At 69.6% G+C, this 19,280-nt stretch carries 21 protein-coding genes and 2 pseudogenes; 15 read left to right on the forward strand and 8 right to left on the reverse strand.

The features are described from left to right. Positions 1-37: 37 nt before the first annotated feature. Positions 38-595: a helix-turn-helix domain-containing protein gene (locus QTI33_RS28440; protein WP_286509782.1), complete on the reverse strand. Its 558-nt coding sequence runs from the start codon at positions 593-595 to the stop codon at positions 38-40. Positions 596-715: 120 nt separating this feature from the next. Between QTI33_RS28440 and QTI33_RS28445 the strand changes: the two genes are divergently transcribed. From QTI33_RS28445 to QTI33_RS28475, 7 genes are all read left to right on the forward strand, one after another. Then, a complete protein-coding gene (locus tag QTI33_RS28445; protein WP_286509783.1) occupies positions 716-2,083 on the forward strand; it encodes an LLM class flavin-dependent oxidoreductase in 1,368 nt (455 codons plus the stop codon). Between the two features lie 33 nt (positions 2,084-2,116). Continuing rightward, the gene (locus tag QTI33_RS28450; RefSeq protein WP_286509784.1) at positions 2,117-2,617 is read left to right on the forward strand and encodes a flavin reductase; all 501 of its coding nucleotides are present in this window, start codon (positions 2,117-2,119) and stop codon (positions 2,615-2,617) included. Between the two features lie 24 nt (positions 2,618-2,641). Next, complete coding sequence (locus QTI33_RS28455; protein WP_286509785.1) at positions 2,642-3,868, forward strand: MFS transporter; 1,227 nt, start codon at positions 2,642-2,644, stop codon at positions 3,866-3,868. 51 nt (positions 3,869-3,919) lie between these two features. After that, positions 3,920-5,350: an NAD-dependent succinate-semialdehyde dehydrogenase gene (locus QTI33_RS28460; protein ID WP_286509786.1), complete on the forward strand. Its 1,431-nt coding sequence runs from the start codon at positions 3,920-3,922 to the stop codon at positions 5,348-5,350. A gap of 113 nt (positions 5,351-5,463) precedes the next feature. After that, positions 5,464-5,679, forward strand: a complete 216-nt coding sequence (locus tag QTI33_RS28465) for a DUF3311 domain-containing protein (protein WP_286509787.1) — start codon at positions 5,464-5,466, stop codon at positions 5,677-5,679. Then, on the forward strand, positions 5,676-7,151 hold the full coding sequence (locus tag QTI33_RS28470) for a sodium:solute symporter family protein (protein WP_286509788.1): 1,476 nt from the start codon (positions 5,676-5,678) through the stop codon (positions 7,149-7,151). Before QTI33_RS28465 ends, QTI33_RS28470 begins: the two co-directional genes overlap by 4 nt. Continuing rightward, positions 7,148-8,173: a M14 family metallopeptidase gene (locus QTI33_RS28475; protein WP_444814900.1), complete on the forward strand. Its 1,026-nt coding sequence runs from the start codon at positions 7,148-7,150 to the stop codon at positions 8,171-8,173. Before QTI33_RS28470 ends, QTI33_RS28475 begins: the two co-directional genes overlap by 4 nt. On the opposite strand, the gene QTI33_RS28480 is transcribed toward QTI33_RS28475, so the two are convergent. Together QTI33_RS28480 and QTI33_RS28485 are read right to left on the reverse strand one after the other, a co-directional pair. Next, positions 8,130-8,573, reverse strand: coding sequence for a glycine zipper 2TM domain-containing protein (locus QTI33_RS28480; RefSeq protein ID WP_286509790.1), 444 nt, complete (start codon positions 8,571-8,573; stop codon positions 8,130-8,132). The genes QTI33_RS28475 and QTI33_RS28480 overlap by 44 nt on opposite strands. Before the next feature lie 42 nt (positions 8,574-8,615). Beyond that, positions 8,616-9,347 (reverse strand): carbonic anhydrase family protein, encoded by a 732-nt coding sequence (locus QTI33_RS28485; protein WP_286509791.1) that lies wholly within the window; start codon positions 9,345-9,347, stop codon positions 8,616-8,618. Between the two features lie 227 nt (positions 9,348-9,574). Here QTI33_RS28485 and QTI33_RS28490 point away from each other — a divergent pair, with 227 nt between their 5' ends. From QTI33_RS28490 to QTI33_RS28505, 4 genes are read left to right on the forward strand one after another with little or no spacing between them, the layout of a single operon-like run. After that, entirely contained in the window at positions 9,575-11,005 is a 1,431-nt protein-coding gene (locus QTI33_RS28490; protein WP_286509792.1) for a basic amino acid/polyamine antiporter, read from the forward strand. Between the two features lie 13 nt (positions 11,006-11,018). Continuing rightward, a complete protein-coding gene (locus QTI33_RS28495; RefSeq protein ID WP_286509793.1) occupies positions 11,019-11,429 on the forward strand; it encodes an SH3 domain-containing protein in 411 nt (136 codons plus the stop codon). A 37-nt stretch (positions 11,430-11,466) separates the two neighbouring features. Next, positions 11,467-11,691 (forward strand): LapA family protein, encoded by a 225-nt coding sequence (locus QTI33_RS28500; protein WP_286509794.1) that lies wholly within the window; start codon positions 11,467-11,469, stop codon positions 11,689-11,691. A gap of 49 nt (positions 11,692-11,740) precedes the next feature. Beyond that, on the forward strand, positions 11,741-12,118 hold the full coding sequence (locus QTI33_RS28505) for an SHOCT domain-containing protein (RefSeq protein ID WP_286509795.1): 378 nt from the start codon (positions 11,741-11,743) through the stop codon (positions 12,116-12,118). Between the two features lie 16 nt (positions 12,119-12,134). Here the strand turns inward: QTI33_RS28505 and QTI33_RS28510 are convergent, their stop codons facing one another. Beyond that, entirely contained in the window at positions 12,135-13,676 is a 1,542-nt protein-coding gene (locus tag QTI33_RS28510) for a phospholipase D-like domain-containing protein (protein ID WP_286509797.1), read from the reverse strand. Between the two features lie 104 nt (positions 13,677-13,780). Here QTI33_RS28510 and QTI33_RS28515 point away from each other — a divergent pair, with 104 nt between their 5' ends. Both QTI33_RS28515 and mnmA read left to right on the forward strand, forming a co-directional pair. Next, positions 13,781-14,767 carry an LLM class flavin-dependent oxidoreductase gene (locus QTI33_RS28515; protein WP_286509798.1) on the forward strand — a complete coding sequence of 329 codons (987 nt, stop codon included), beginning with the start codon at positions 13,781-13,783 and terminating at the stop codon, positions 14,765-14,767. Between the two features lie 47 nt (positions 14,768-14,814). Further along, entirely contained in the window at positions 14,815-15,918 is a 1,104-nt protein-coding gene (gene mnmA, locus QTI33_RS28520; RefSeq protein ID WP_286509800.1) for a tRNA 2-thiouridine(34) synthase MnmA, read from the forward strand. Between the two features lie 18 nt (positions 15,919-15,936). On the opposite strand, the gene QTI33_RS28525 is transcribed toward mnmA, so the two are convergent. Then, positions 15,937-16,278: a DUF2845 domain-containing protein gene (locus tag QTI33_RS28525; RefSeq protein ID WP_286509801.1), complete on the reverse strand. Its 342-nt coding sequence runs from the start codon at positions 16,276-16,278 to the stop codon at positions 15,937-15,939. 57 nt (positions 16,279-16,335) lie between these two features. Between QTI33_RS28525 and QTI33_RS28530 the strand changes: the two genes are divergently transcribed. Continuing rightward, the gene (locus QTI33_RS28530; RefSeq protein WP_286509802.1) at positions 16,336-16,677 is read left to right on the forward strand and encodes a YciI family protein; all 342 of its coding nucleotides are present in this window, start codon (positions 16,336-16,338) and stop codon (positions 16,675-16,677) included. A 39-nt stretch (positions 16,678-16,716) separates the two neighbouring features. Here QTI33_RS28530 and QTI33_RS28535 read toward each other — a convergent pair whose 3' ends face one another. The 3 genes and pseudogenes from QTI33_RS28535 to QTI33_RS28545 form a co-directional block, all read right to left on the reverse strand. Beyond that, positions 16,717-17,181, reverse strand: coding sequence for an NUDIX hydrolase (locus QTI33_RS28535; RefSeq protein WP_286509803.1), 465 nt, complete (start codon positions 17,179-17,181; stop codon positions 16,717-16,719). Positions 17,182-17,183: 2 nt separating this feature from the next. Beyond that, positions 17,184-18,239, reverse strand: a complete 1,056-nt coding sequence (locus tag QTI33_RS28540) for a sensor histidine kinase (RefSeq protein ID WP_286509804.1) — start codon at positions 18,237-18,239, stop codon at positions 17,184-17,186. Then, positions 18,223-18,874, reverse strand: a pseudogene (locus QTI33_RS28545) (response regulator transcription factor). The gene QTI33_RS28540 and the pseudogene QTI33_RS28545 overlap by 17 nt, the downstream one beginning before the upstream one ends. A gap of 229 nt (positions 18,875-19,103) precedes the next feature. On the opposite strand from QTI33_RS28545, the pseudogene QTI33_RS28550 reads away from it, so the two are divergent. After that, positions 19,104-19,280 (forward strand): annotated as a pseudogene (locus QTI33_RS28550) (NAD(P)(+) transhydrogenase (Re/Si-specific) subunit alpha); the annotation flags it as partial.

The raw sequence follows: 19,280 nt of genomic DNA on the forward strand, positions 1-19,280 counted from the left end.
CCGACGGCCGCTCTCGACAGCGGCCTTTTTCTTTGGCTCAGCGCCGCACCAGCGCGATGAGGTACTTGCAGGCCTGCTGGCCGGGATTGAAGAAGCTGCAATCCGCTGGAGCGCCCAGCTGCAGGCAGTCGCCGGCCTCGAGCTGATGCACCTCGGCGCCCTCCTGGAACACCAGGCTGCCCTGCGTGACCCAGATCTGCTGGTGCTGGAAGGCGAAGGCGGTGGCGGGGTAGGGCACCCGCACGTTGGCCGGCAACTCGATCTCCAGCAACTCCAGCACGCCGTGGTCGGCCGGTGAGAGGGCGCGCCGCAGGTAGCCGGTTTCCGGGTCCTGCCAGACCGGCTGGGCCGCGCGCCGGCTGATCCGCTCGCCCTGCTTCTCGGCCAGCGCCAGCAGCGCCGACAGCGCCATGCCGAAAGCCCCCGACAGCTTGCCCAGCACCGTGGCCGTCGGGCTGGCCTCGCCGCGCTCGATCTTGCTGATCATGGCCTTCGACACGCCGGAGCGCTCCGACAGGTCGGCCAGCGACCAGCCGCGCGCACTGCGCTCTCTTTTCAGTGAGGCCGAGATGGCGTCGGTGGGGTCATCGTTCATGGAGCGGGCATTGGATCAAAAAAAATTCCTCCAAAGTAGTTGATCGTCTACTATGATGGATATCAGCGGTGCTTGATCGAGCTCAAGCATCTGCCAAGCACCCTCAAAAAAGGAGACGACATGCGCCGCGAGATCCATTTGAATGCCTTCGACATGAACTGCGTGGGCCATATCCAGCAGGGCCTGTGGACCCATCCGCGCGACCAGTCGTCGCGCTATCTCGACATCCACTACTGGACCGACTACGCCCGCCGGCTCGAGGCCGGCCTGTTCGACGGCATCTTCTTCGCCGACGTGGTCGGGGTCTACGACGTGCTCGGCGGCAGTGCCGATGCGGCGCTGCGCGGCGCGGTGCAGGTGCCGGTCAACGACCCGACCCTGCTGATCCCGGCGATGGCCGCGGCCACCCGGCACCTGGGCTTCGGCGTGACCGCCAATCTCACCTACGAGACTCCGTATCTCTTCGCTCGCCGGATGTCCACCCTCGACCACCTGACGGGCGGGCGCATCGGCTGGAACATCGTCACCGGCTACCTCGACAGCGCCGCGCGCGCGGTCGGCCTCACGGGCCAGACCGCGCACGACGACCGCTACGACCTGGCCGACGAGTACATGTCGCTGGTCTACCAGCTGTGGGAGGGCAGCTGGGAGGACGGCGCCGTGCTGCGCGACAAGGCGCGCGGCATCTACGCCGACCCGGCCCGGGTGCATGTGGTGCACCATCAAGGGCCGCAGTACAAGGTCGACGCCATGCACCTGAGCGAACCGTCGCCGCAGCGCACGCCGGTGCTCTACCAGGCCGGCTCGTCGGCGCGCGGCTCGCGCTTCGCGGCGACCCATGCCGAATGCGTGTTCGTCAACGGCCAGAGCAAGCCGGGCGTGAAGAAGATCGTCGAGGACATCCGCAGCCAGGCGGTCGAGCGCGGGCGCGCCGGCGCGGACATCAAGGTCTTCCTCGGCGCCACCGTGATCACCGGCCGCACCGACGCCCAGGCGCAGGAGAAGTTCGCCGAGTACCGCCGCTACGTGAGCTCCGAAGCCGCCCTGGCGCATGCCGCGGCCTCGATGGGCATCGACTTCGCCAAGTACGACCTGGACGCGCCGATCGAGACCGGCCAGAGCCAGGCCATCGTCTCCAACGTCGAAGCCATGACGCGCAGCGCCGGCCCGCAATGGACCCGGCGCCGCCTGCTCGAGCAGATGGTGCTCGGCAGCCGCCAGCAGCCGCTGGTCGGCTCGGCCGAGAGCGTCGCCGACGCGCTGATCGCCTGGACCACCGAGGCCGACGTCGACGGCTTCAACCTGTCGCGCACCGTGGTGCCCGAATGCTTCGACGACTTCATCGCGCTGGTGGTGCCGCTGCTGCAGGAGCGCGGCGTCTACAAGACCTCCTATGCCGAAGGCTCGCTGCGCGGCAAGCTGTTCGGCCATGAGCGGCTGCCGGCCAGCCATCCGGTCGCCCAGTACCGCCGTCCCGCCGCGGCCTGAGCCGTCCAACGCCCGTTCCCACCAGGAGAAGACATGCTCGACAAGCAAAGCTACCGGGAAGCGATGGCCAACCTCGGCGCCGCCGTGAACGTGATCACCGGCCGTGGCGCCGACGGCCGCGTGGGCTGCACGGTCTCGGCCGTCTGCAGCGTCACCGACGAGCCGCCGACCCTGCTGGTCTGCATCAACCGCAGCAGCCAGAACAACGCCGCCTTCAAGGAGGCCGGGGCGCTGTGCGTCAACGTGCTGTCGGCCGAGCAGCGTGCCATCGCGGAACGCTTCGCGACCCGCCACATCAGCGCCGACGAGCGCTTCGGCCTGGCCGAATGGGACGTGCTGGCCACCGGCGCGCCGGCCTTGCGCGATGCGTTGGCCTCGCTCGACTGCGAGATCATGTCGGCGATGGAGGTCGGCACCCACACCGTGTTCTCCTGCGCGGTCAAGGCAGTGCGCACCGGGGCCAGCGGCGACGGCCTGATGTACTTCGGGCGCGGCTACCACCGCCTCAACGGCAGCACCTCGGCATCGGCCTGAGGCCGACGCGACAGACCCGACGCCATGGCCGACCCCGCACCGAACCCCTACGGCGCCAAGTTCCGCTCGCTGGCCATCCTGCTGGTCTGCGAGGTCGGCGCGATGACGGTGTGGTTCTCCTCTGCCTCGGTCGTGGCCACGGTCAAGCAGACCCAGGCGGTCAGCGAACAGGCGGCGGCGCTGCTGACCAGTTCGCTGCAGGCCGGCTTCGTCGCCGGCACGATCCTGAGCGCGCTGCTGTCGCTGGCCGACCGCTTCGACCCGCGCCGCCTGTTCATGGGTTCGGCGCTGGTGGCGGCGGCCGCCACCGCGTGGCTGGTCTTCCTGCCCCCGACCGGGCCGCTGGTGTACGCGCTGCGCTTCCTCACGGGCATGTGCATGGCCGGCGTCTACCCGGTCGGCATGCGGCTGGCGGCGACTTGGGCGCGCGGCGACCTCGGCCTGCTGATCGGCCTGCTGGTCGGCGCGCTGACCCTCGGCTCGGCCAGCCCGCACCTGCTGGCGGCCAGCGGTGGCGTCGACTGGCGCCTGGTCTACGCCGTCGCGGCGGGCTGCGCGGCCTTGTCCGGCCTGGCCGTGCTGCTCTGCGACATCGGCCCCCACATGAAGCGCGCGGCGCGGCTCGACCTGTCGAAATTCACCCAGGCCTGGCGCGACCCGGCCGTGCGGCTGGCCAACCTCGGCTACCTGGGCCACATGTGGGAGCTGTATGCGATGTGGGCCTGGCTGGCGGTCTTCCTGCAGGCCAGCTTCAGCCTGAGCGGCATGGCCGATGCCGGCCACAGCGCCAGCCTCTGGACCTTCGCCACCGTGGCGGCCGGCGTGTTCGGCGCCTGGGGCGGGGGCGTGCTGGCCGACCGCATCGGCCGCACCGCGGTCACCATCGTCGCCATGGCCACCAGCGCCGCCTGCGCGCTGCTGATGGGCTGGCTGCTCGGCGCCTCGCCGTGGGTGGTGATCCCGGTCGCGCTGGTCTGGGGCGTGAGCGTGATCGCCGACTCGGCGCAGTTCTCGGCCAGCATCGCCGAACTCGGCGACCCGGCCTCGGTCGGCACCCTGCTCACGGTGCAGACCTGCGCCGGTTTCCTGCTCACGCTGGTCAGCATCCACCTGGTGCCCGACGTGGTGGCCCTGGCCGGCTGGCCGGGCGCCTTCGGCATGCTGGCCATCGGTCCGCTGCTCGGCTGCGTGGCGATGTACCGGCTGCGGCAGCGGCCGCAGGCGCTTCGGCTCGCGGGCGGCAGGCGCTAGCCGCCCGGCCCCGACCTCCTCTTTTCATCCGACTCCATGAGACACGACACCATGAGTGCCTATCCCGAGATCCGCCTGCTGATCGACAACCAGTGGCGCCGCGGCGCCACCGACGCGCCCATCCTCGACCCGTCGGACGAGCGCGTCATCGGACGCGTGCCGCAGGCGGGCGCCGATGACCTGGCCGACGCGCTGGCCGCGGCCGCCCGGGGCTTTGCCACCTGGCGCCGCACGGCGCCGGCGGAGCGCGCACGCATCATGCAAGGCGCGGTCGCGCTGATGCGCGAACGGGTCGAGGCGATCGCGACGGCAATCACGCTGGAGCAGGGCAAGCCGCTCGCCCAGGCCCGCGCCGAGGTGCTGCGCGGCTGCGACCTGATCGCCTGGGATGCCGAGGACGGGCGGCGGCTGTACGGCCGCGTGATCCCGGCCGAGCCCGGCATGCGCCACACCGTGATCCGCGAGCCGGCCGGCGTGGTGGCGGCCTTCACGCCGTGGAATTTCCCGATGAGTTCGCCGGCACGCAAGGTCGGCGGTGCGCTCGCCGCGGGTTGCTCGATCGTCCTGAAGGCGGCCGAGGAAACGCCGGCCGGCGCGGTGCTGCTGGCCCAGGCCTTCATCGACGCCGGCCTGCCGCCCGGCGTGCTGAACCTGGTGTTCGGCGACCCGGCGGCGATCTCGTCCCGCCTGATCGCCGACCCGGTCGTGCGGCTGGTCACCTTCACCGGCTCGACGGCGGTCGGCAAGCAGCTGACCGAGATGGCCGGCCGTCACATGAAGCCGGTGATCATGGAGCTCGGCGGCCATGCGCCGGTGATCGTCTGCGAGGACGCCGATCCGCAGGCCGCGGCCGCCGCCTCGGTCAAGGCCAAGCTCAACAACGCCGGCCAGGTCTGCGTCGCGCCGACCCGCTTCTATGCCCATGCGGCCCTCTACGAGCGCTTCGTCGCGGCCTTCAAGGCCGAGGCCGATGCGGTCCGCGTCGGGCCCGGCCTGGCGCCCGGCAGCGACATCGGTCCGGTGACCAACGCACGCCGTCTCGAAGCGCTGCAAGCGATGGTCGACGACGCCGTGGCACGCGGCGCGCGGCTGGTCTCGGGCGGCCATCGCGTCGGGCGCAGCGGCTATCACTTTCCGCTCACGGTGCTCGCCGACGTGCCCGACGACGCGTTGGCGATGCGCGAGGAGCCCTTCGGACCGCTGTGCCTGATCGCCCGCGTTCACAGCCTCGACGAAGCGATCGCCAAGGCCAACAGCCTGCCTTTCGGCCTGGCCGGCTATGCCTTCACCGAATCGGCGCGCAACGCGCACGCGCTCGGCGAGCGCCTCGAGCTTGGCAACCTGGCCATCAACCACCTGGTGTCGGCCGTCAGCGAGACGCCGTTCGGCGGCGTCAAGGACAGCGGCTACGGCCGCGAAGGCGGCACCGAGGGCCTCGCGTGCTACACGCACGCGAAGTCGATCTCGCACAAGGTGCACTGACACCACCCACCGATTTCCGAAGGCCAGAAGCGGGAGCCCACGCGGCATCCCGCCGCCTTCTCACGCGAGCGAGCGGATCGCGTGGCCTGCCTTTTCAACCAAGGAGACAAAAGATGAGTTGGTTTCGTTACCTGGCCGTACTGCCCGTCGCATCGGTCGTGCTGGGCCCCTTCGTCGGCAACCGGGTCGCGCCGATGGTGCTCGGCATGCCGTTCCTGCTGGCCTGGATGTCGCTGACCCTGGTGTTGACCTCGATCGTGATGGCGCTCGTCTACCGGCTCGACCCGGCCAACGCGGGCGTCGAACAGGACGCGGGAGAAGCGCAATGAACATCTCGATCGTCCTCATCTTCCTCACCATCGCGCTGGTGCTGTGGCTCGGGCTGCGCGCCCAGCGCGGCAAGGACATGAATCTGGAGCAATGGACCGTCGGCGGCCGCGGCTTCGGCACCGCCATCGTGTTCCTGCTGATGGCCGGCGAGATCTACACCACCTTCGTCTTCCTCGGCGGCAGCGGCTATGCCTACGGCCATGGCGGCCCGGCCTACTACATGCTGGGCTATGGCAGCCTGTGCTTCGTGCTGTCGTACTGGCTGCTGCCGCCGATCTGGCGCTATGCACGCCAGCGCAAGCTGGTCTCGCAGCCCGACTTCTTCGCCGCCAAGTACGACAGCCCGGCGCTCGGCATCCTGGTCGCGGTGGTCGGCGCGGTGGCGCTGATTCCCTACCTGGTGCTGCAGCTGCGCGGGCTGGGCATCATCGTCAGCGTCGCCTCGTATTCGGTGATCAGCGCGACGCAGGGCACGCTGATCGGCGCGCTGGTGATCACCGCCTACGTGATGGTGTCGGGAATTCACGGCTCGGCCTGGACTTCGGTGCTGAAGGACATCCTGGTGATGGGCGTGGCGATCTTCCTCGGCCTCTACCTGCCGTTCCACTACTACGGCGGCATCGGCCCCATGTTCGAGGCGATCGAGCAGGCCCGGCCCGGCTTCCTGGCCCTGCCGGCCAAGGGCGAGAGCGCGGTCTGGATGGTCTCGACCATCCTCCTGAGCACCTTCGGCTTCTACATGTGGCCGCACATGTTCATGGCCTCGTTCTCGGCCACGGGCGAGCGCGGCCTGCGCAAGAACGCCTTCGTGCTGCCGATCTACCAGCTGATGCTTTTGTTCATCTTCTTCGTCGGCTTCGCCGCGGTGCTGCAGGTGCCCGGCCTCAAGGGCGCCGACATCGACCTGGCGCTGTTCAAGATCTCGATGGCCACCTTCGATCCGTGGGTGGTGGGCCTGATCGGCGCGGCCGGCGTGCTGACCGCGATCGTGCCCGGCTCGATGATCCTGATGGCGGCCGCCACGCTGGTGGCGAACAACATCTACGGGCCGCTGCGGGCCCGCACCAGCCAGGTCAGGATCGTCAGCGTCGCGCGGCTGATGGCCCCGGTCGTGATGGGCGTGGCGCTGTGGTTCACGCTGCAGGGCGGCCAGACCATCGTGGCGCTGCTGCTGATGGCCTACAGCCTGGTGACGCAGCTGTTCCCGGTGCTGCTGGCGAGCCTGCTGCGCTTCAATCCCGTGACCCGCATCGCGGCCTTCGCCAGTATCCTGGTCGGCGAAGGCACGGTGGCCGTGCTGTCGCTGAACAAGCTGTCGGTCGCCACGCTGTTTCCGTTCCTGCCCGACGCGCTGAAGGACACCAATGTCGGCATGGTCGCACTGACGCTCAACCTGCTCACGCTGATTGCCGTCACCGCGCTCACCCGCGCGCCGCGGCGCCTCGACCCGCAGCTTCAACACCAAGGATGAACCCCATGAACCCACCCGCCGCCTTCCTACTCGCAGCCCCCGAACTGGGCGACTGGCGCGCCGGCAATGCCGGGGTCGAGGGCGTCTGGCAGTTCGACTCGGGACTGCCGGGGCGCCACGTGCTGCTGACGGCCCTGGTCCACGGCAACGAGCTCTGCGGCGCCTGGGCGCTCAAGGGCCTGCTCGATGCCGGCCTGCGCCCGCGGCGCGGCCGGCTGACCCTGGCCTTCTGCAACCTCGCGGCCTTCGATCGCTTCGACCCGTCGAACCCCGACGCATCGCGCTTCGTCGACGAAGACCTGAACCGCCAGTGGGCGATCGAGCGCATGCAGCAGCCGACCAGCCTGGAGCGACGGCGGGCGGCCGAACTGCGGCCCTTCGTCGAGGCGGCCGACTGGCTGCTCGACCTGCATTCGATGCACGAGCCGGGGCTGCCGCTGTCGCTCACCGGCCTGTTGTCGGCGAACATCGATTTGGCCGTGCGGCTGCGGACGCCGGAACACATCGTGGTCGATGCCGGCCACAAGGACGGCGTGCGGATGCGCGACTTCGGCCAGTTCGGCACGCCCGAGGGCATCGCCGCCGGGGCCCGATCGCTGCTGGTCGAATGCGGCTTCCATGGCGACCCGCAGAGCCGCCGGGTGGCGCAGGACCAGTGCGCGCGCTTCCTGCTGGCCGCGGGCGCGATCGACGAGGCCGACTGCGCCGCATCGCTGCCCGGCTGGCGCCTGCCCGACGCCGACGGCCAGTGGATCCTCGAAGTGACGTCCGGGGTGGTGGCGGTCGACGAGACGGTAAATTTCGTCCAGCCGTTCCAGGGCCTCGAATTGATCCCGAAGGCCGGCACCGTGATCGGCTTCAATGGCGAGCCGATCGTGACGCCCTACGACGACTGCGTGCTCGTCATGCCCTCGCTGCGCCAGGCGCGCACTGGTGTCACCGTGGTGCGCTTCGCGCGCCGGCGCCGCGCGGATGCCGTTACTGCGGCACCACCCGTGCCATATGGCCCTGGCCCTGGATGAACACCCGCTGGCCCACGCGCAGGCCCGGCATGACGGGCTGGGTCACTTCGACCAGCACGCCGCTGTCGGTGCGCACGAAGACTTCCTGGCCCGGCATCGAACCGGCGGCGTTGTTGGCGATCTGGGCGCCGGCCATGGAGCCGCCGATGGCGCCCGCGACCATCGCGACGTCGCGCCCGGTGCCGCCGCCGATCAGGCTGCCCAGGCCCACGCCGGTGAGGCCGCCGACCACCGCGCCGACGCCGGTGTGGGCTTCGCTGCGGATCGTGGTCGGCGTGATCTGCTCGATCTTGCCCTGGCGAATGACCATCGAGCTGGCATCCTGTCCGGGTGCCGCGCAGGCGGCCAGGACCAGCGCCGTGGCGAGCGCTGCGATGCGGGAGAAGAAGCTTGTCGTCATGTGAAGTCCTTTGAGTGGGTGTGAAAGAAGTGAACCCGGTGCCTAGCCCAGGAAAGTCAGGGCGCCGTTCGACAGGTCGTACATCGACCCGACGATCTTGATCTGCCCTTTCTTCTCGAGGTCCGAGAGGGTCGGGCTGCCGCTGCGCAGCGTGTCGATGGTCTGCTGCACGTTGGTTCGCGCCACCGCGTCGACGAAGGCCGCGTTCTTGCTGCTTCGTTCGCCCGCATAGGTGGTCGCCGCCACGGCCGGCTTGATGGTGTCGAGCAGCCCGGTCAGGTTGCCGAGCTGCACGTTGTCGATCGCGCCCTTGATCGCCCCGCAGGCGGTGTGCCCCATCACGAGCACCACCTTGGCACCGGCGGCCGCGCAGGCGAACTCGAGGCTGCCCATCAGGTCCTTGTTGGCGATGTTGCCGGCGATGCGGGCGTTGAAGCTGTCGCCGATCCCCATGTCGAGGATGATCTCCGCCGGCGCCCGCGAGTCGATGCAGCTCAGGATCACCGCGGCGGGGAACTGGCCCGCAGCGCTGGACCGCTTCTGCGCCAGGTAGTCGTGCGGCTTCGCCTTGCCGGATCGGAAGCGCTGGTTGCCCTGCTTCATCATCTCGATGATCTTGTCGGGGGTCAGCGCGTCGCGCTGGGCCTGGCTCAGCGAGGCCGCCTCGGCGTCCTCGGTCCGCAGGCCGATGCCGGCCATCAGCACGGCGGCGCCGGTGCCGGCGCCGGCCTTCAGCCAGCCCCGCCGGCCGCAGCAAATCTGGGTCGATGTCATGAGCGTCCTTTCGTTGTCGGGGCCGATGATGCGGCGATCGATGCCGAAAATCCAGCCTTGCGCGCGACGCTAGTAGACGCGCTTGACAAAGGTCCGCGAGCCATCGATGCTCGCCGCGGGATGTGTTCCATGGACTCGGCCGACGCGCACGACACATCGCAGGAACCCATGAGAACAAGAAATCTGGAGCTTGGGCGGGCCCTTCGGTGCCGCCCTGTTGACCCTGCATGAGCACTTCGCAAGACCAGAAGCTTTCGCGCGGCGCCCTGATCGCGCTCGTCGTCGGCTCCATGATCGGCTCGGGCATCTTCGCGCTGCCCTCGGCCTTCGGCCGCTCGACCGGCGGCTTCGGCGCCCTGATCGCATGGGCCATCGCCGGCACCGGCATGCTGATGCTGGCGCTGGTCTTCCAGACCCTGTCGATGCGTCGGCCCGACCTCGACACCGGCATCTATGCCTACGCCAAGGCCGGCTTCGGCAACTACCTGGGCTTCGCCTCGGCGGTGGGCTACTGGATCGGCTGCTGCCTGGCCGACGTCGCCTGCCTGGTGCTGATCAAGGCCACGCTGGGCCAGTTCTTCCCGGTCTTCGGCGACGGCTCGACCGCGGTCGCCATCATGTCCGCCTCGGTGGTGCTCTGGGGCGTGCACTTCCTGATCCTGCGCGGTGTCAAGGAGGCGGCGGCGCTGAACACCATCGCGACCGTGGCCAAGATCGTGCCGATCGCGGTCTTCCTGGTGGTCGCGGTCGCCGGCTTCAAGGCCGACATCTTCGCCTGGAACTTCTGGGGCGGCGAGGAGCGCAGCCTGTCCAGCCTGGCGAGCCAGGTTCGCAACACGATGCTGGTGACGGTGTTCGTCTTCGTGGGCATCGAGGGCGCCAGCGTCTATTCGCGCCACGCGAAGAAGCGCGAGGACGTCGGCGCCGCCACCGTGCTCGGCTTCCTCGGCGTGCTGTGCCTGCTGATCCTGGTCACGATGTTCTCGTACGGCGTGCTGCTGCGCCCCGACCTGCAGGCGCTGCCGACGCCCGCGATGGCCGGCGTGTTCGCCTCCATCGTCGGCCCCTGGGGCCTGGTCTTCATCAGCGTCGGGCTGCTGATCTCGATCCTCGGCAACTACCTGTCGTGGTCGCTGCTCGCCGCCGAGGTGCTGCATTCGGCGGCCAAGAACCAGACCATGCCGAGCTTTCTCGCCCGCGAGAACGCCAACAAGGTGCCCTCCGCCGCGCTGTGGCTGACCAACATCGTGATCCAGCTCTTCCTGCTCGTGACCTGGTTCGCCGAATACGCCTTCACGATGGCGCTCAAGATGACGAGCTCGATGACGCTCATCCCCTATCTGCTGGTCGCCGCCTACGGGCTCAAGCTCGCATGGACCGGCAGCACGTACGAGCGCGACGGCCGCGGCCGAACGGGCGACTGGGTGCGCGGCGCCATCGCGACGCTCTACGCCGGGGGCATGCTGTATGCGGGCGGGCCGAAGTTCCTGCTGCTCTCGGCGATCCTCTATGCGCCCGGCACGATCCTGTACTTCCTCGCCCGGCGCGAGCAGAAGGCGCGGATCTTCACCGGGCCCGAGATGGTCGTCTTCGGCCTGCTGGTGCTCGCTGCGCTGGCGGCGCTGTGGGCGCTGGTGTCCGGTGCGATCACGGTGTAGTGTGAGGATGCCCATGCCGATCCCCGTCCCGACCCGATGGCTCGTCGCCCTGTCGCTGCTGCTGCCGCTGGCCGCCCTGGCGCAGACCGCCTCCACCTTGCAGGCGGTCAACATGCGGGCCGGCCCCGACCGCGCATTCCCCGTCGTGACCTGGCTGCCGGCGCGCACGCCGGTGCGGGTGTTCGGCTGCACCACGCGCTGGCGCTGGTGCGATGTGGCCGCCGGCCGCAGCCGCGGCTGGGTCGATTCGCGCTACCTCTCGAGCGCGGTGCGGCGGGCGCCGATCGTCCGGTTCTCGGTGCCGACCTACTGGGACCGCCACTACCGCGGACGTCCCTGGGACGTCGATCGCAACCAATGGTCGAACTGGAGCTCGCCCGGGTTCCGGCCGCCGCCACCGCCACCGATGCGGCCGCCGCGATGAAGCCCGCCGCTTCGCATTTCACCAAGGAGAGAGCCCCATGCACCGCTTCGTCTACATCGCGCTGATCGTGATCCTGGCCGGCATCGTCCTGCTGTTCAAGTTCCAGAACCTGGAGTCGGCGACCGTCTCGCTGTTCTCCATGAGCATCACGCTGCCGGTCTCGGTGCTGGTGCTGGTGATCTACGTGCTGGGCATGTTCACCGGCGGCTTCGTGCTGAGCCTGCTGCGCTCGATGGCGCATGGCGCCACGCGCCGGCCCTGAGGCCGCGCCTTTTGCCTTTTCGATTTTTCAACAAGCTAGAAAGACCTGCATGAGCAATTTTTGGGATCTGATTCAATTGCTGCTGTCGACCTTCGTCCTGATCGTCTACCTGCTCATCCTGTTCCAGATCATCGGCGACCTGTTCCGCGACTCGGAGCTGGGCGGCGGATCGAAGGTGCTGTGGATCATCGGCCTGGTCGTGATCCCGGGCCTGACGGCGATCCTGTACATCGTGATCCGTGGCCGGGGCATGGCGGAGCGGCAGCGCGCCAGCCTGCAGCGCGCCAAGTCCGACACCGACGCCTACATCCGCGAAGTGGCTGGCAAGTCGCCGGCCGAGCACATCGCGGATGCCAAGGCGCTGCTGGACGCCGGCACCATCACGCCGGAGGAATTCGCCCGGCTCAAGGCCAAGGCCCTGGCCTGATCCGCGCCGACGCGGGTCAGAGCAGATCCTCCGGCACCAGCGGCTGCAGCAGCAGCCGCTGCAGCGCGTACCACGGCGACACCCCGGGCTCGGTGTCGACCCCCTGGTCGTCGTCCTCGTCCGGCGCCACCCAGGTGAGCGCGCTGCCCTGCGTCTCCAGGCGCACGGCATAGGCCTCGTTCTTCATCGCCTGGATCAGGCGCAGCGCTTCCCGCGCCAGCGCCGGACTGTCGATCGCGACCCCGAGCTCGGTGTTGCGCCGTGCCGAGCGCGGGTCGAGGTTGAGCGAGCCGAGCAGCACCACCTCCTGGTCGATCACCATCAGCTTCGCATGCAGGCGGCCGCGCGACGAGCCGCTGAAGAAGGGCTGGCTCCCGTTGGCCGAGGGCAGGGCGCTGATCTCGTACAGCCTGACGCCGGCGCGCAGGATCGGCCGCCGGTAGCGCGCATAGCCGATGCCGACCAGGGCCGAGTCGTTGGCCGACAGGGAGTTGGTCACCAGCGTCATCTCGACGCCCTTGCGCTGCAGGCTGTGCATCACCGCCATGCCGCGCGTGCCGGGCACCAGGTAGGGCGAGCTCACCACCAGCTCGCGGCGGGTGCCGAGCATGTGGCTGACCGCGCCGGTCATCAGGCTGCCGGCCTCGAGCTCGTCGCCGATCTGCAGCCGCTTGGACGGCTGGTCGGCGACGCCGTAGGCCAGGCCCGCGACCAGGCTCAGGCGATTCGCCGCCAGTTCCCGGCCGACCGGCTCGCGGCCCAGCAGGTCGCGCGCGGGCAGGCCGAGGTCGATCGCTGCCGCGCTGTCGGGCAGCAGGCGCGCGAGCGCGGCCAGGCGCTCGCTTTCCGGGCCGAGCGGGCGCACCAGGACCTGGGCCGGGAAGGACTCCTCGCTGTTCCAGTAGCGGTCGAAGAGCACGCCGAGCTGGGGCACGACCCGGCCCGCGGCGATGGCGTCGAGGTCGATGAAGTTCGCCACCGGATCGCGGCCGAAGTAGGCGTCGGCGATGTTGCGGCCGCCGACGACCGCCAGCGCACCGTCGGCGATCATCAGCTTGTTGTGCATCCGGTGGTCGAGCCGGGGCAGGTCGCCGAGCGAGGTCGCGATGCGCCCGGCCAGGCTCTGGCGCGCGCAGCAGAAGGGGTTGAACAGGCGGATCTCGAGGTTCGGCAGGTCGACCAGCGCCTGCAGCAGGGGCTCGGCGCCCGCGCTGTTGAGGTCGTCGAGCAGCAGCCGCACGCGCACCCCGCGCAGGGCGGCGTCGCGCAGCGCGGCGAACACGGCGCGCCCGGATTCGTCGTTCTCCATGATGTAGACCTGCAGGTCCAGCGTGCGCGTGGCGCGGCCGATCAGCGCCAGCCGGGCATCGAGGCCGTAGGCGCCCAGCGGCAGCAGCCGGAAGCCCGACTGGGCGCCGGCCGGCAGTTCGGCCGCGGCCAGCCGGGCCAGCGGGCTCTGTTCGGGCGCGGCGGGCAGGCTGGTCGACACCGGCCGCTCGACGCCTGCCGGCAGCGAACCGCAAGCGCCCAGGGCCAGGGCCAGGGCAAATCCCAGCATGCAAAAACAGAAGCGTCGCCATTTCATGGGGCGCAAGCCTACCCGGTGCCGGGCCAATAGCCCTTTGGCGCTTGAAGCCGGCCGATCCGCGCCAAGATAGCGACATGATTCCGTTTTCAATCCTCGACCTTTCCCCCGTCACCGAAGGCAGCGATCCCGCCCAGTCCTTTCGCAATTCGCTGTCGCTGGCGCGGCATGGCGAGAAGCTGGGCTACCGCCGCTACTGGCTGGCCGAGCACCACGGCATGCCGGGCATCGCCAGCGCGGCCACGGCGGTGCTGCTGGCCCACATCGGCGCCGGCACCTCGACGATCCGCATCGGCGCCGGCGGCGTGATGCTGCCGAACCACTCGCCCCTGGTGATCGCCGAACAGTTCGGCACCCTGGAGTCGCTGTACCCGGGGCGCATCGACCTCGGCCTCGGCCGCGCGCCCGGTTCCGACCAGCGCACCGCGCAGGCGCTGCGGCGCGACCTCCAGTCCGATTCGGACCAGTTCCCGCAGGACGTGGTCGAGCTGATGGACTTCATGTCGAAGGAGCCGCGCCAGCCGGTGCTCGCGGTGCCCGGCCGGGGGCTCGAGGTGCCGGTGTGGATCCTCGGATCGAGCACCTTCGGTGCCCAGCTCGCGGCCCACCTGGGCCTGCCCTATGCGTTCGCCTCGCACTTCGCGCCCCAGCAGCTGATGCAGGCGATCCGCATCTACCGCGAGACCTTCAAGCCTTCGGCGCAACTGGCCAAGCCCTACGTGATGCTGGGCTTCAACGTGTTCGCGGCCGAGACCGACGAGGAGGCCCATTTCCGCGCCACCTCCTGGCAGCAGGCCTTCGTCAACCTGCGCAGCGGCCGGCCGGGGCGCCTGCCGCCGCCGGTGGCGAACTACCGGCAGAAGGTCGGCCCGGCCGAGAACGCCTTGCTCGATTCGGTGCTGTCGTGTTCGGCGGTGGGCTCGCGCGACACGGTGCGCGCCGGCATCCAGGCCTTCGTCGAGCGCACCGGCGCGGACGAGCTGATGATCACCTCTCAGGTCTTCGACCACGAGGCGCGGCTGCGCTCCTACGAGATCCTGGCCGAACTCCGCGCGCAGGATTGACCCGCCGCCGGCACCGGCTTGGCCGGTGCTGGGACAATGCCAGCCCTATGGAAAAGCAGCGCATCGTGGTGGGCCTGAGCGGCGGAGTCGACTCCGCGGTCACGGCGCACCTGCTGAAGCAGCAGGGCCACGAGGTGGTCGGCATCTTCATGAAGAACTGGGAAGACGACGACGACAGCGAATACTGCTCGTCGAACATCGACTTCGTCGACGCCGCCAGCGTGGCCGACGTGCTGGGCATCGAGATCGAGCACGTCAACTTCGCCGCCGACTACAAGGACCGCGTGTTCGCCGAGTTCCTGCGCGAATACCAGGCCGGCCGCACGCCGAACCCGGACGTGCTGTGCAACGCCGAGATCAAGTTCAAGGCCTTCCTCGACCACGCGATGCGCCTCGGTGCCGAGAAGATCGCCACCGGGCACTATGCGCGCGTGCGCTTCAACGAGGCGACCGGCCAGCACGAACTGCTCAAGGGGCTCGATCCGGCCAAGGACCAGAGCTACTTCCTGCATCGGCTGAACCAGCCGCAGCTCTCGAAGACGCTGTTCCCGGTTGGCGAGCTGCACAAGACCGAGGTGCGGCGCATCGCCGACGAGATCGGACTGCCGAACGCGAAAAAGAAGGACTCCACCGGCATCTGCTTCATCGGCGAGCGCCCGTTTCGCGAGTTCCTCAACCGCTACATCTCGAAGGAGCCGGGCCCGGTGCGCGACGAGCGCGGCCGCCAGATCGGCGAGCACCAGGGCCTGAGCTTCTACACGCTGGGCCAGCGCCAGGGGCTGGGCATCGGCGGCATCAAGGCCCGTGGCGCCCAGCGCGGCGCCGGCGACCACGCGCCGTGGTTCGTGGCGCGCAAGGACATGGCCGCCAACGCGCTGTGGGTGGTGCAGGGGCACGACCATCCGTGGCTGCTGTCCTCGACGCTCGAGGCCGACGATGCGAGCTGGGTCTCGGGCCAGGCGCCGGCGCCCGGCGCGCTGGCCGCCAAGACGCGCTATCGGCAGGCCGATGCGACCTGCCGGCTGGGCGAGGGGCGCGATGGCGCCTTCCGCCTCGAATTCGACCAGCCCCAGTGGGCGGTGACGCCCGGCCAGTCGGCGGTGCTGTACGACGGTGACGTGTGCCTCGGCGGCGGGGTGATCGCGAACTAGCCGGCACCTTCAAGGCGGCTATCGTGGTTGGCGACCGTACGCGATGGACTGCACCACGCCCGAGCGCAGGAAAACGGTGGCCAGCATCTCGCCCGGCCCGCGCTCGTACAGCCACTGTTCGATGGGCTGGCAAGGCACCACGGTGGATGCGAAGGGCTCTGGAACCGGATGGAGCGTGCCCGCGTAGTACACCGGTGCACAGTAGGTATCCGAGACCACCGGCTGGCCGCATTTGTAGATGACGGACAGGCGAGAGTCGCCTTCTGCGACGATGCCTCCGGCGCACCGCAGCGACTCCGCAGCCGCCAAGCATGGAAACGCCAGCAAGACCGTGACGCACGCGAGCTTCAGAAGCTTCATGGCCGTTTCTTTCAATCCACCTTGCCATTTTGCGCTTCTCGACCGAAGGACCGAACGATGACGAAATACCTTGTCTCCTTTCCTGCAATGGCGATGCAAGTCCCCGCCGAGGACCTTGCCGCCGTGGGCGAAGCTGCGCGCGAGGTCATTCGCGAGGCGAAGGCTGCAGGCGTGTACGTGTTCGGTGGTGGTGTCAACGGGGACGTCGCACCCCTCATGGTCGCCTCGGACGGCACGGTCGAAAACGAAACCTATCCCCAGACCAGGGAGTTCGACGGCGGCTTCTGCGTCCTGGAGCTCCCGTCGCGCGAAGCCGCCATCCGGTGGGCTGCGAAGATCGCCCAAGCTTGCCGCTGCTCGCAGGAACTCCGCGAGTTCGGGTATGACCCCGAGAGCTGACGGGCAGGGCCCCTTCGAGGCGCCCCGCCGCAGCGCGAGCTAGGTCACCGACGGATCGACCCGCACCAGCTCCAGCGGGTAGCGTCGGCCGGCCGCGTGGTCTTCGACGCCCTGCAGCAGCAGCGGGCTTCGGTGCCGCGCCACGCTGGCGCGGAGCTCGTCGATCGTCATCCACAGCGTGCGGACGATGCCCTGGTCGAGCGGCCGCGCCGGCTCGAAGGCGCCGAGCGTGCCCGTGAAGGCGAAGCGCAGGTAGGTGATGTCTTCGGGCTGCCGGGTGCGGGCCAGGTAGACGCCGACCAGGGCGGTGGGGGTGAAGTGGTGGGCGGTTTCTTCCAGGGTCTCGCGCACGCAGCCCTGCAGGGGCGATTCGCCGCGGTCGAGGTGCCCGGCCGGCGTGTTCAGGCGCAGGCCGTCGGGCGTCTTTTCCTCGACCAGCAGGTAGCGGCCCTGCTGCTCGATCACGGCGGCGACCGTGACATTGGGTTTCCAGCGCTTCGTCATGCTCATGACTCCGTGAGAGGCGCCGGCGCCGCAAGATCGGCCGCAGTCGGCCTGGGCAGCGCCAGCGTGACGGTGCAGCCGGCATCGGCTGCGTGTTCGATCTGCAGGCTACCACCATGGCGCTGTGCCACGGTGCGGGCCAGCTGCAGCTGCAGCTGCTGGGGCACGGGGCGGCCCGCGGCCGGCGCCTGCAGGCTGACCTGCCACTGCCCGCCGTCCGCCACGACGCCGCACGACAGGGTCGAGCCGGGTGGCGAGCGATCGAGCGCATGGTCCAGCATCGCGCCCACGGCGCGCGTGAGCATGCCGCGATCGGCGACGCAAGGCGCCTCGTCGGGCAGCGGCCGCAGCAGGATCCGAACCCGTTGCCGACCCGCCGCGGACCAGGCCGCGTCGACCACCATCCGCAGCAGCGCGGCGAGGTCCAGCACCTCGGTCTTCAGGGGGCGGGCCTGCGTCCTCGCCAGCTGCACGAAGCGGTCGGAACGGTCGAGGCCGGCCTGCGCCTCCTGCTCGATGCCCTGCAGCAGCCAGCCGTCCGCCTGGGCGGCCTCCGGCCGCTGGCGCGCCAGGTCGAGCATGGCGAGGATCGTCGTCGCGGACTTGCGGGCGTCATGGGAGAGGAATCGCAAGGCCTGGTCGCGTTGCGCCTCGGCCTGCCGCAGCGGCGTGACGTCGACCAGCACGAGCAGCCAGCCGTGCAGGCCCTGGCGTGCATCGACCAGCGGCAGGCAGCGCAGCAACCAGCCGCGGCCCTGCGCGTCCTCGCCCTCGCCGCAGATCGTTCGCGGGCTGCTGCGCAGCGCGGCGCGGGCGAGCAGCGGCGCGCCGTCGCCGCGGCGGCGGAGGGCGCTGAGCAGCGTGTCCGCGGGCTGGCCCTGCAGCGGCTCGCCGCCGCGTTGCCACTGGTCTTGTGCCGCGCCGTTGGCGATCGCCACGCGGCCTTCGGGGTCGAGCAGCAGGGCCGCATCCGGCCAGTGGTCCAGGCTGTGGCGCCACCGGCGCAGGCTCGGCGGTGGCGTGCAGGCGCGCCGCCTCGTTTCAGGTGCGCCGGTCATGGAGCGACTCGATCTGCTCGGCTTCGAGCGGCTCCAGCCGGTAGCCCATGCCGTAGACGGCGGATAGCAGGAAGCCGTTGGAAGGCTGCAGGTCGAGCTTCTGCCGCAGTCGCGAAATGTGGGTGTCGAGCGATCGCGACGGCGTCTCGGTGTCGAGCCCCCAGACCGCCTCGCGCAGGTGGTCGCGCGACAGCAGCCGGCCCAGGTTGCGGAACAGGAACAGCGCCAGCGCGTGCTCGCGCCGGCTGAGTTCGACCAGCCGGCCGGCGATCCGCAGCGTGCGCGTCGCCGGATCGAAGCGATAGTCGCGAAACACGAGCTGGGCCTCGTGCTGGGCTGGGTAGGTACGGCGCAGCAGGGCGCGCACGCGGGCCTGCAGTTCGGCCACCCGGATGGGCTTGGTCATGAAGTCGTCGGCGCCGGCCGCCAACGTCGCGGATGCGTTTGACCACCCGCGGGCCCTCGATGTCGGGCAGTCCCCAATCGAGAATCAGCAGGTCGTAGGTTTCGCGGTGCAGGTCGCGCAGCAGCGACTTGCCGTCGCCATAGCCGTGGCACTCGTGGCCGATGACCTCCACCGCGTGGCGAATCAGTTCGAGCTGATACCCCTCGTCGTCAAGCGCAGCGATACGCATTCGATTCCCCCTGAATCTTGTTGTCATGCGAAGCCGGCGTTCTTCGTTCGGTCATCGCGCCGACAGTGTACTCAGCGAAGCAGGTTCCGGGCGCTATCTATTTGATAGCGTGATGGACAGGCCGGGCGCTCCAAGGCACCCGCAAGCCTCGGCGCCTGAGAGACAACTTTCGGCTGGCGTCTTCGGGTAAGCTCGGCCCGAATTCCAATGCTGCCCTGAGGAGAAGTCCATGCTGATAGGCGTGCCGGTCGAAACCGTGCCAGGCGAAACCCGCGTCGCCGTGACCCCGGAGACGGCGAAGAAGCTGGTGGCGCAAGGCCATGTCGTTCGTGTGCAGTCGGGCGCCGGCGTGGCCGCCAGCGTGACCGATGCGGCCTACCAGGCTGCCGGCGCCGAGATCACCGAT

This window comes from Variovorax davisae, from assembly GCF_030316845.1.
In the GTDB taxonomy this organism is placed as follows: domain Bacteria; phylum Pseudomonadota; class Gammaproteobacteria; order Burkholderiales; family Burkholderiaceae_C; genus Variovorax; species Variovorax davisae.

Excerpts from the sequence above, each read along its gene's own strand:
- QTI33_RS28465 (WP_286509787.1), top strand. The coding sequence starts at position 5,464 with ATGAGTTGGTTTCGTTACCTGGCCGTACTGCCCGTCGCATCGGTCGTG.
- QTI33_RS28490 (WP_286509792.1), top strand. The coding sequence starts at position 9,575 with ATGAGCACTTCGCAAGACCAGAAGCTTTCGCGCGGCGCCCTGATCGCG.
- QTI33_RS28480 (WP_286509790.1), bottom strand. The coding sequence starts at position 8,573 with ATGACGACAAGCTTCTTCTCCCGCATCGCAGCGCTCGCCACGGCGCTG.
- QTI33_RS28485 (WP_286509791.1), bottom strand. The coding sequence starts at position 9,347 with ATGACATCGACCCAGATTTGCTGCGGCCGGCGGGGCTGGCTGAAGGCC.
- QTI33_RS28450 (WP_286509784.1), top strand. The coding sequence starts at position 2,117 with ATGCTCGACAAGCAAAGCTACCGGGAAGCGATGGCCAACCTCGGCGCC.
- QTI33_RS28510 (WP_286509797.1), bottom strand. The coding sequence starts at position 13,676 with ATGCTGGGATTTGCCCTGGCCCTGGCCCTGGGCGCTTGCGGTTCGCTG.
- QTI33_RS28540 (WP_286509804.1), bottom strand. The coding sequence starts at position 18,239 with ATGACCGGCGCACCTGAAACGAGGCGGCGCGCCTGCACGCCACCGCCG.
- QTI33_RS28475 (WP_444814900.1), top strand. The coding sequence starts at position 7,148 with ATGAACCCCATGAACCCACCCGCCGCCTTCCTACTCGCAGCCCCCGAA.
- QTI33_RS28455 (WP_286509785.1), top strand. The coding sequence starts at position 2,642 with ATGGCCGACCCCGCACCGAACCCCTACGGCGCCAAGTTCCGCTCGCTG.
- QTI33_RS28440 (WP_286509782.1), bottom strand. The coding sequence starts at position 595 with ATGAACGATGACCCCACCGACGCCATCTCGGCCTCACTGAAAAGAGAG.
- QTI33_RS28495 (WP_286509793.1), top strand. The coding sequence starts at position 11,019 with ATGCCGATCCCCGTCCCGACCCGATGGCTCGTCGCCCTGTCGCTGCTG.
- QTI33_RS28525 (WP_286509801.1), bottom strand. The coding sequence starts at position 16,278 with ATGAAGCTTCTGAAGCTCGCGTGCGTCACGGTCTTGCTGGCGTTTCCA.
- QTI33_RS28535 (WP_286509803.1), bottom strand. The coding sequence starts at position 17,181 with ATGACGAAGCGCTGGAAACCCAATGTCACGGTCGCCGCCGTGATCGAG.
- QTI33_RS28460 (WP_286509786.1), top strand. The coding sequence starts at position 3,920 with ATGAGTGCCTATCCCGAGATCCGCCTGCTGATCGACAACCAGTGGCGC.
- QTI33_RS28445 (WP_286509783.1), top strand. The coding sequence starts at position 716 with ATGCGCCGCGAGATCCATTTGAATGCCTTCGACATGAACTGCGTGGGC.
- mnmA (WP_286509800.1), top strand. The coding sequence starts at position 14,815 with ATGGAAAAGCAGCGCATCGTGGTGGGCCTGAGCGGCGGAGTCGACTCC.
- QTI33_RS28505 (WP_286509795.1), top strand. The coding sequence starts at position 11,741 with ATGAGCAATTTTTGGGATCTGATTCAATTGCTGCTGTCGACCTTCGTC.
- QTI33_RS28500 (WP_286509794.1), top strand. The coding sequence starts at position 11,467 with ATGCACCGCTTCGTCTACATCGCGCTGATCGTGATCCTGGCCGGCATC.
- QTI33_RS28515 (WP_286509798.1), top strand. The coding sequence starts at position 13,781 with ATGATTCCGTTTTCAATCCTCGACCTTTCCCCCGTCACCGAAGGCAGC.
- QTI33_RS28530 (WP_286509802.1), top strand. The coding sequence starts at position 16,336 with ATGACGAAATACCTTGTCTCCTTTCCTGCAATGGCGATGCAAGTCCCC.
- QTI33_RS28470 (WP_286509788.1), top strand. The coding sequence starts at position 5,676 with ATGAACATCTCGATCGTCCTCATCTTCCTCACCATCGCGCTGGTGCTG.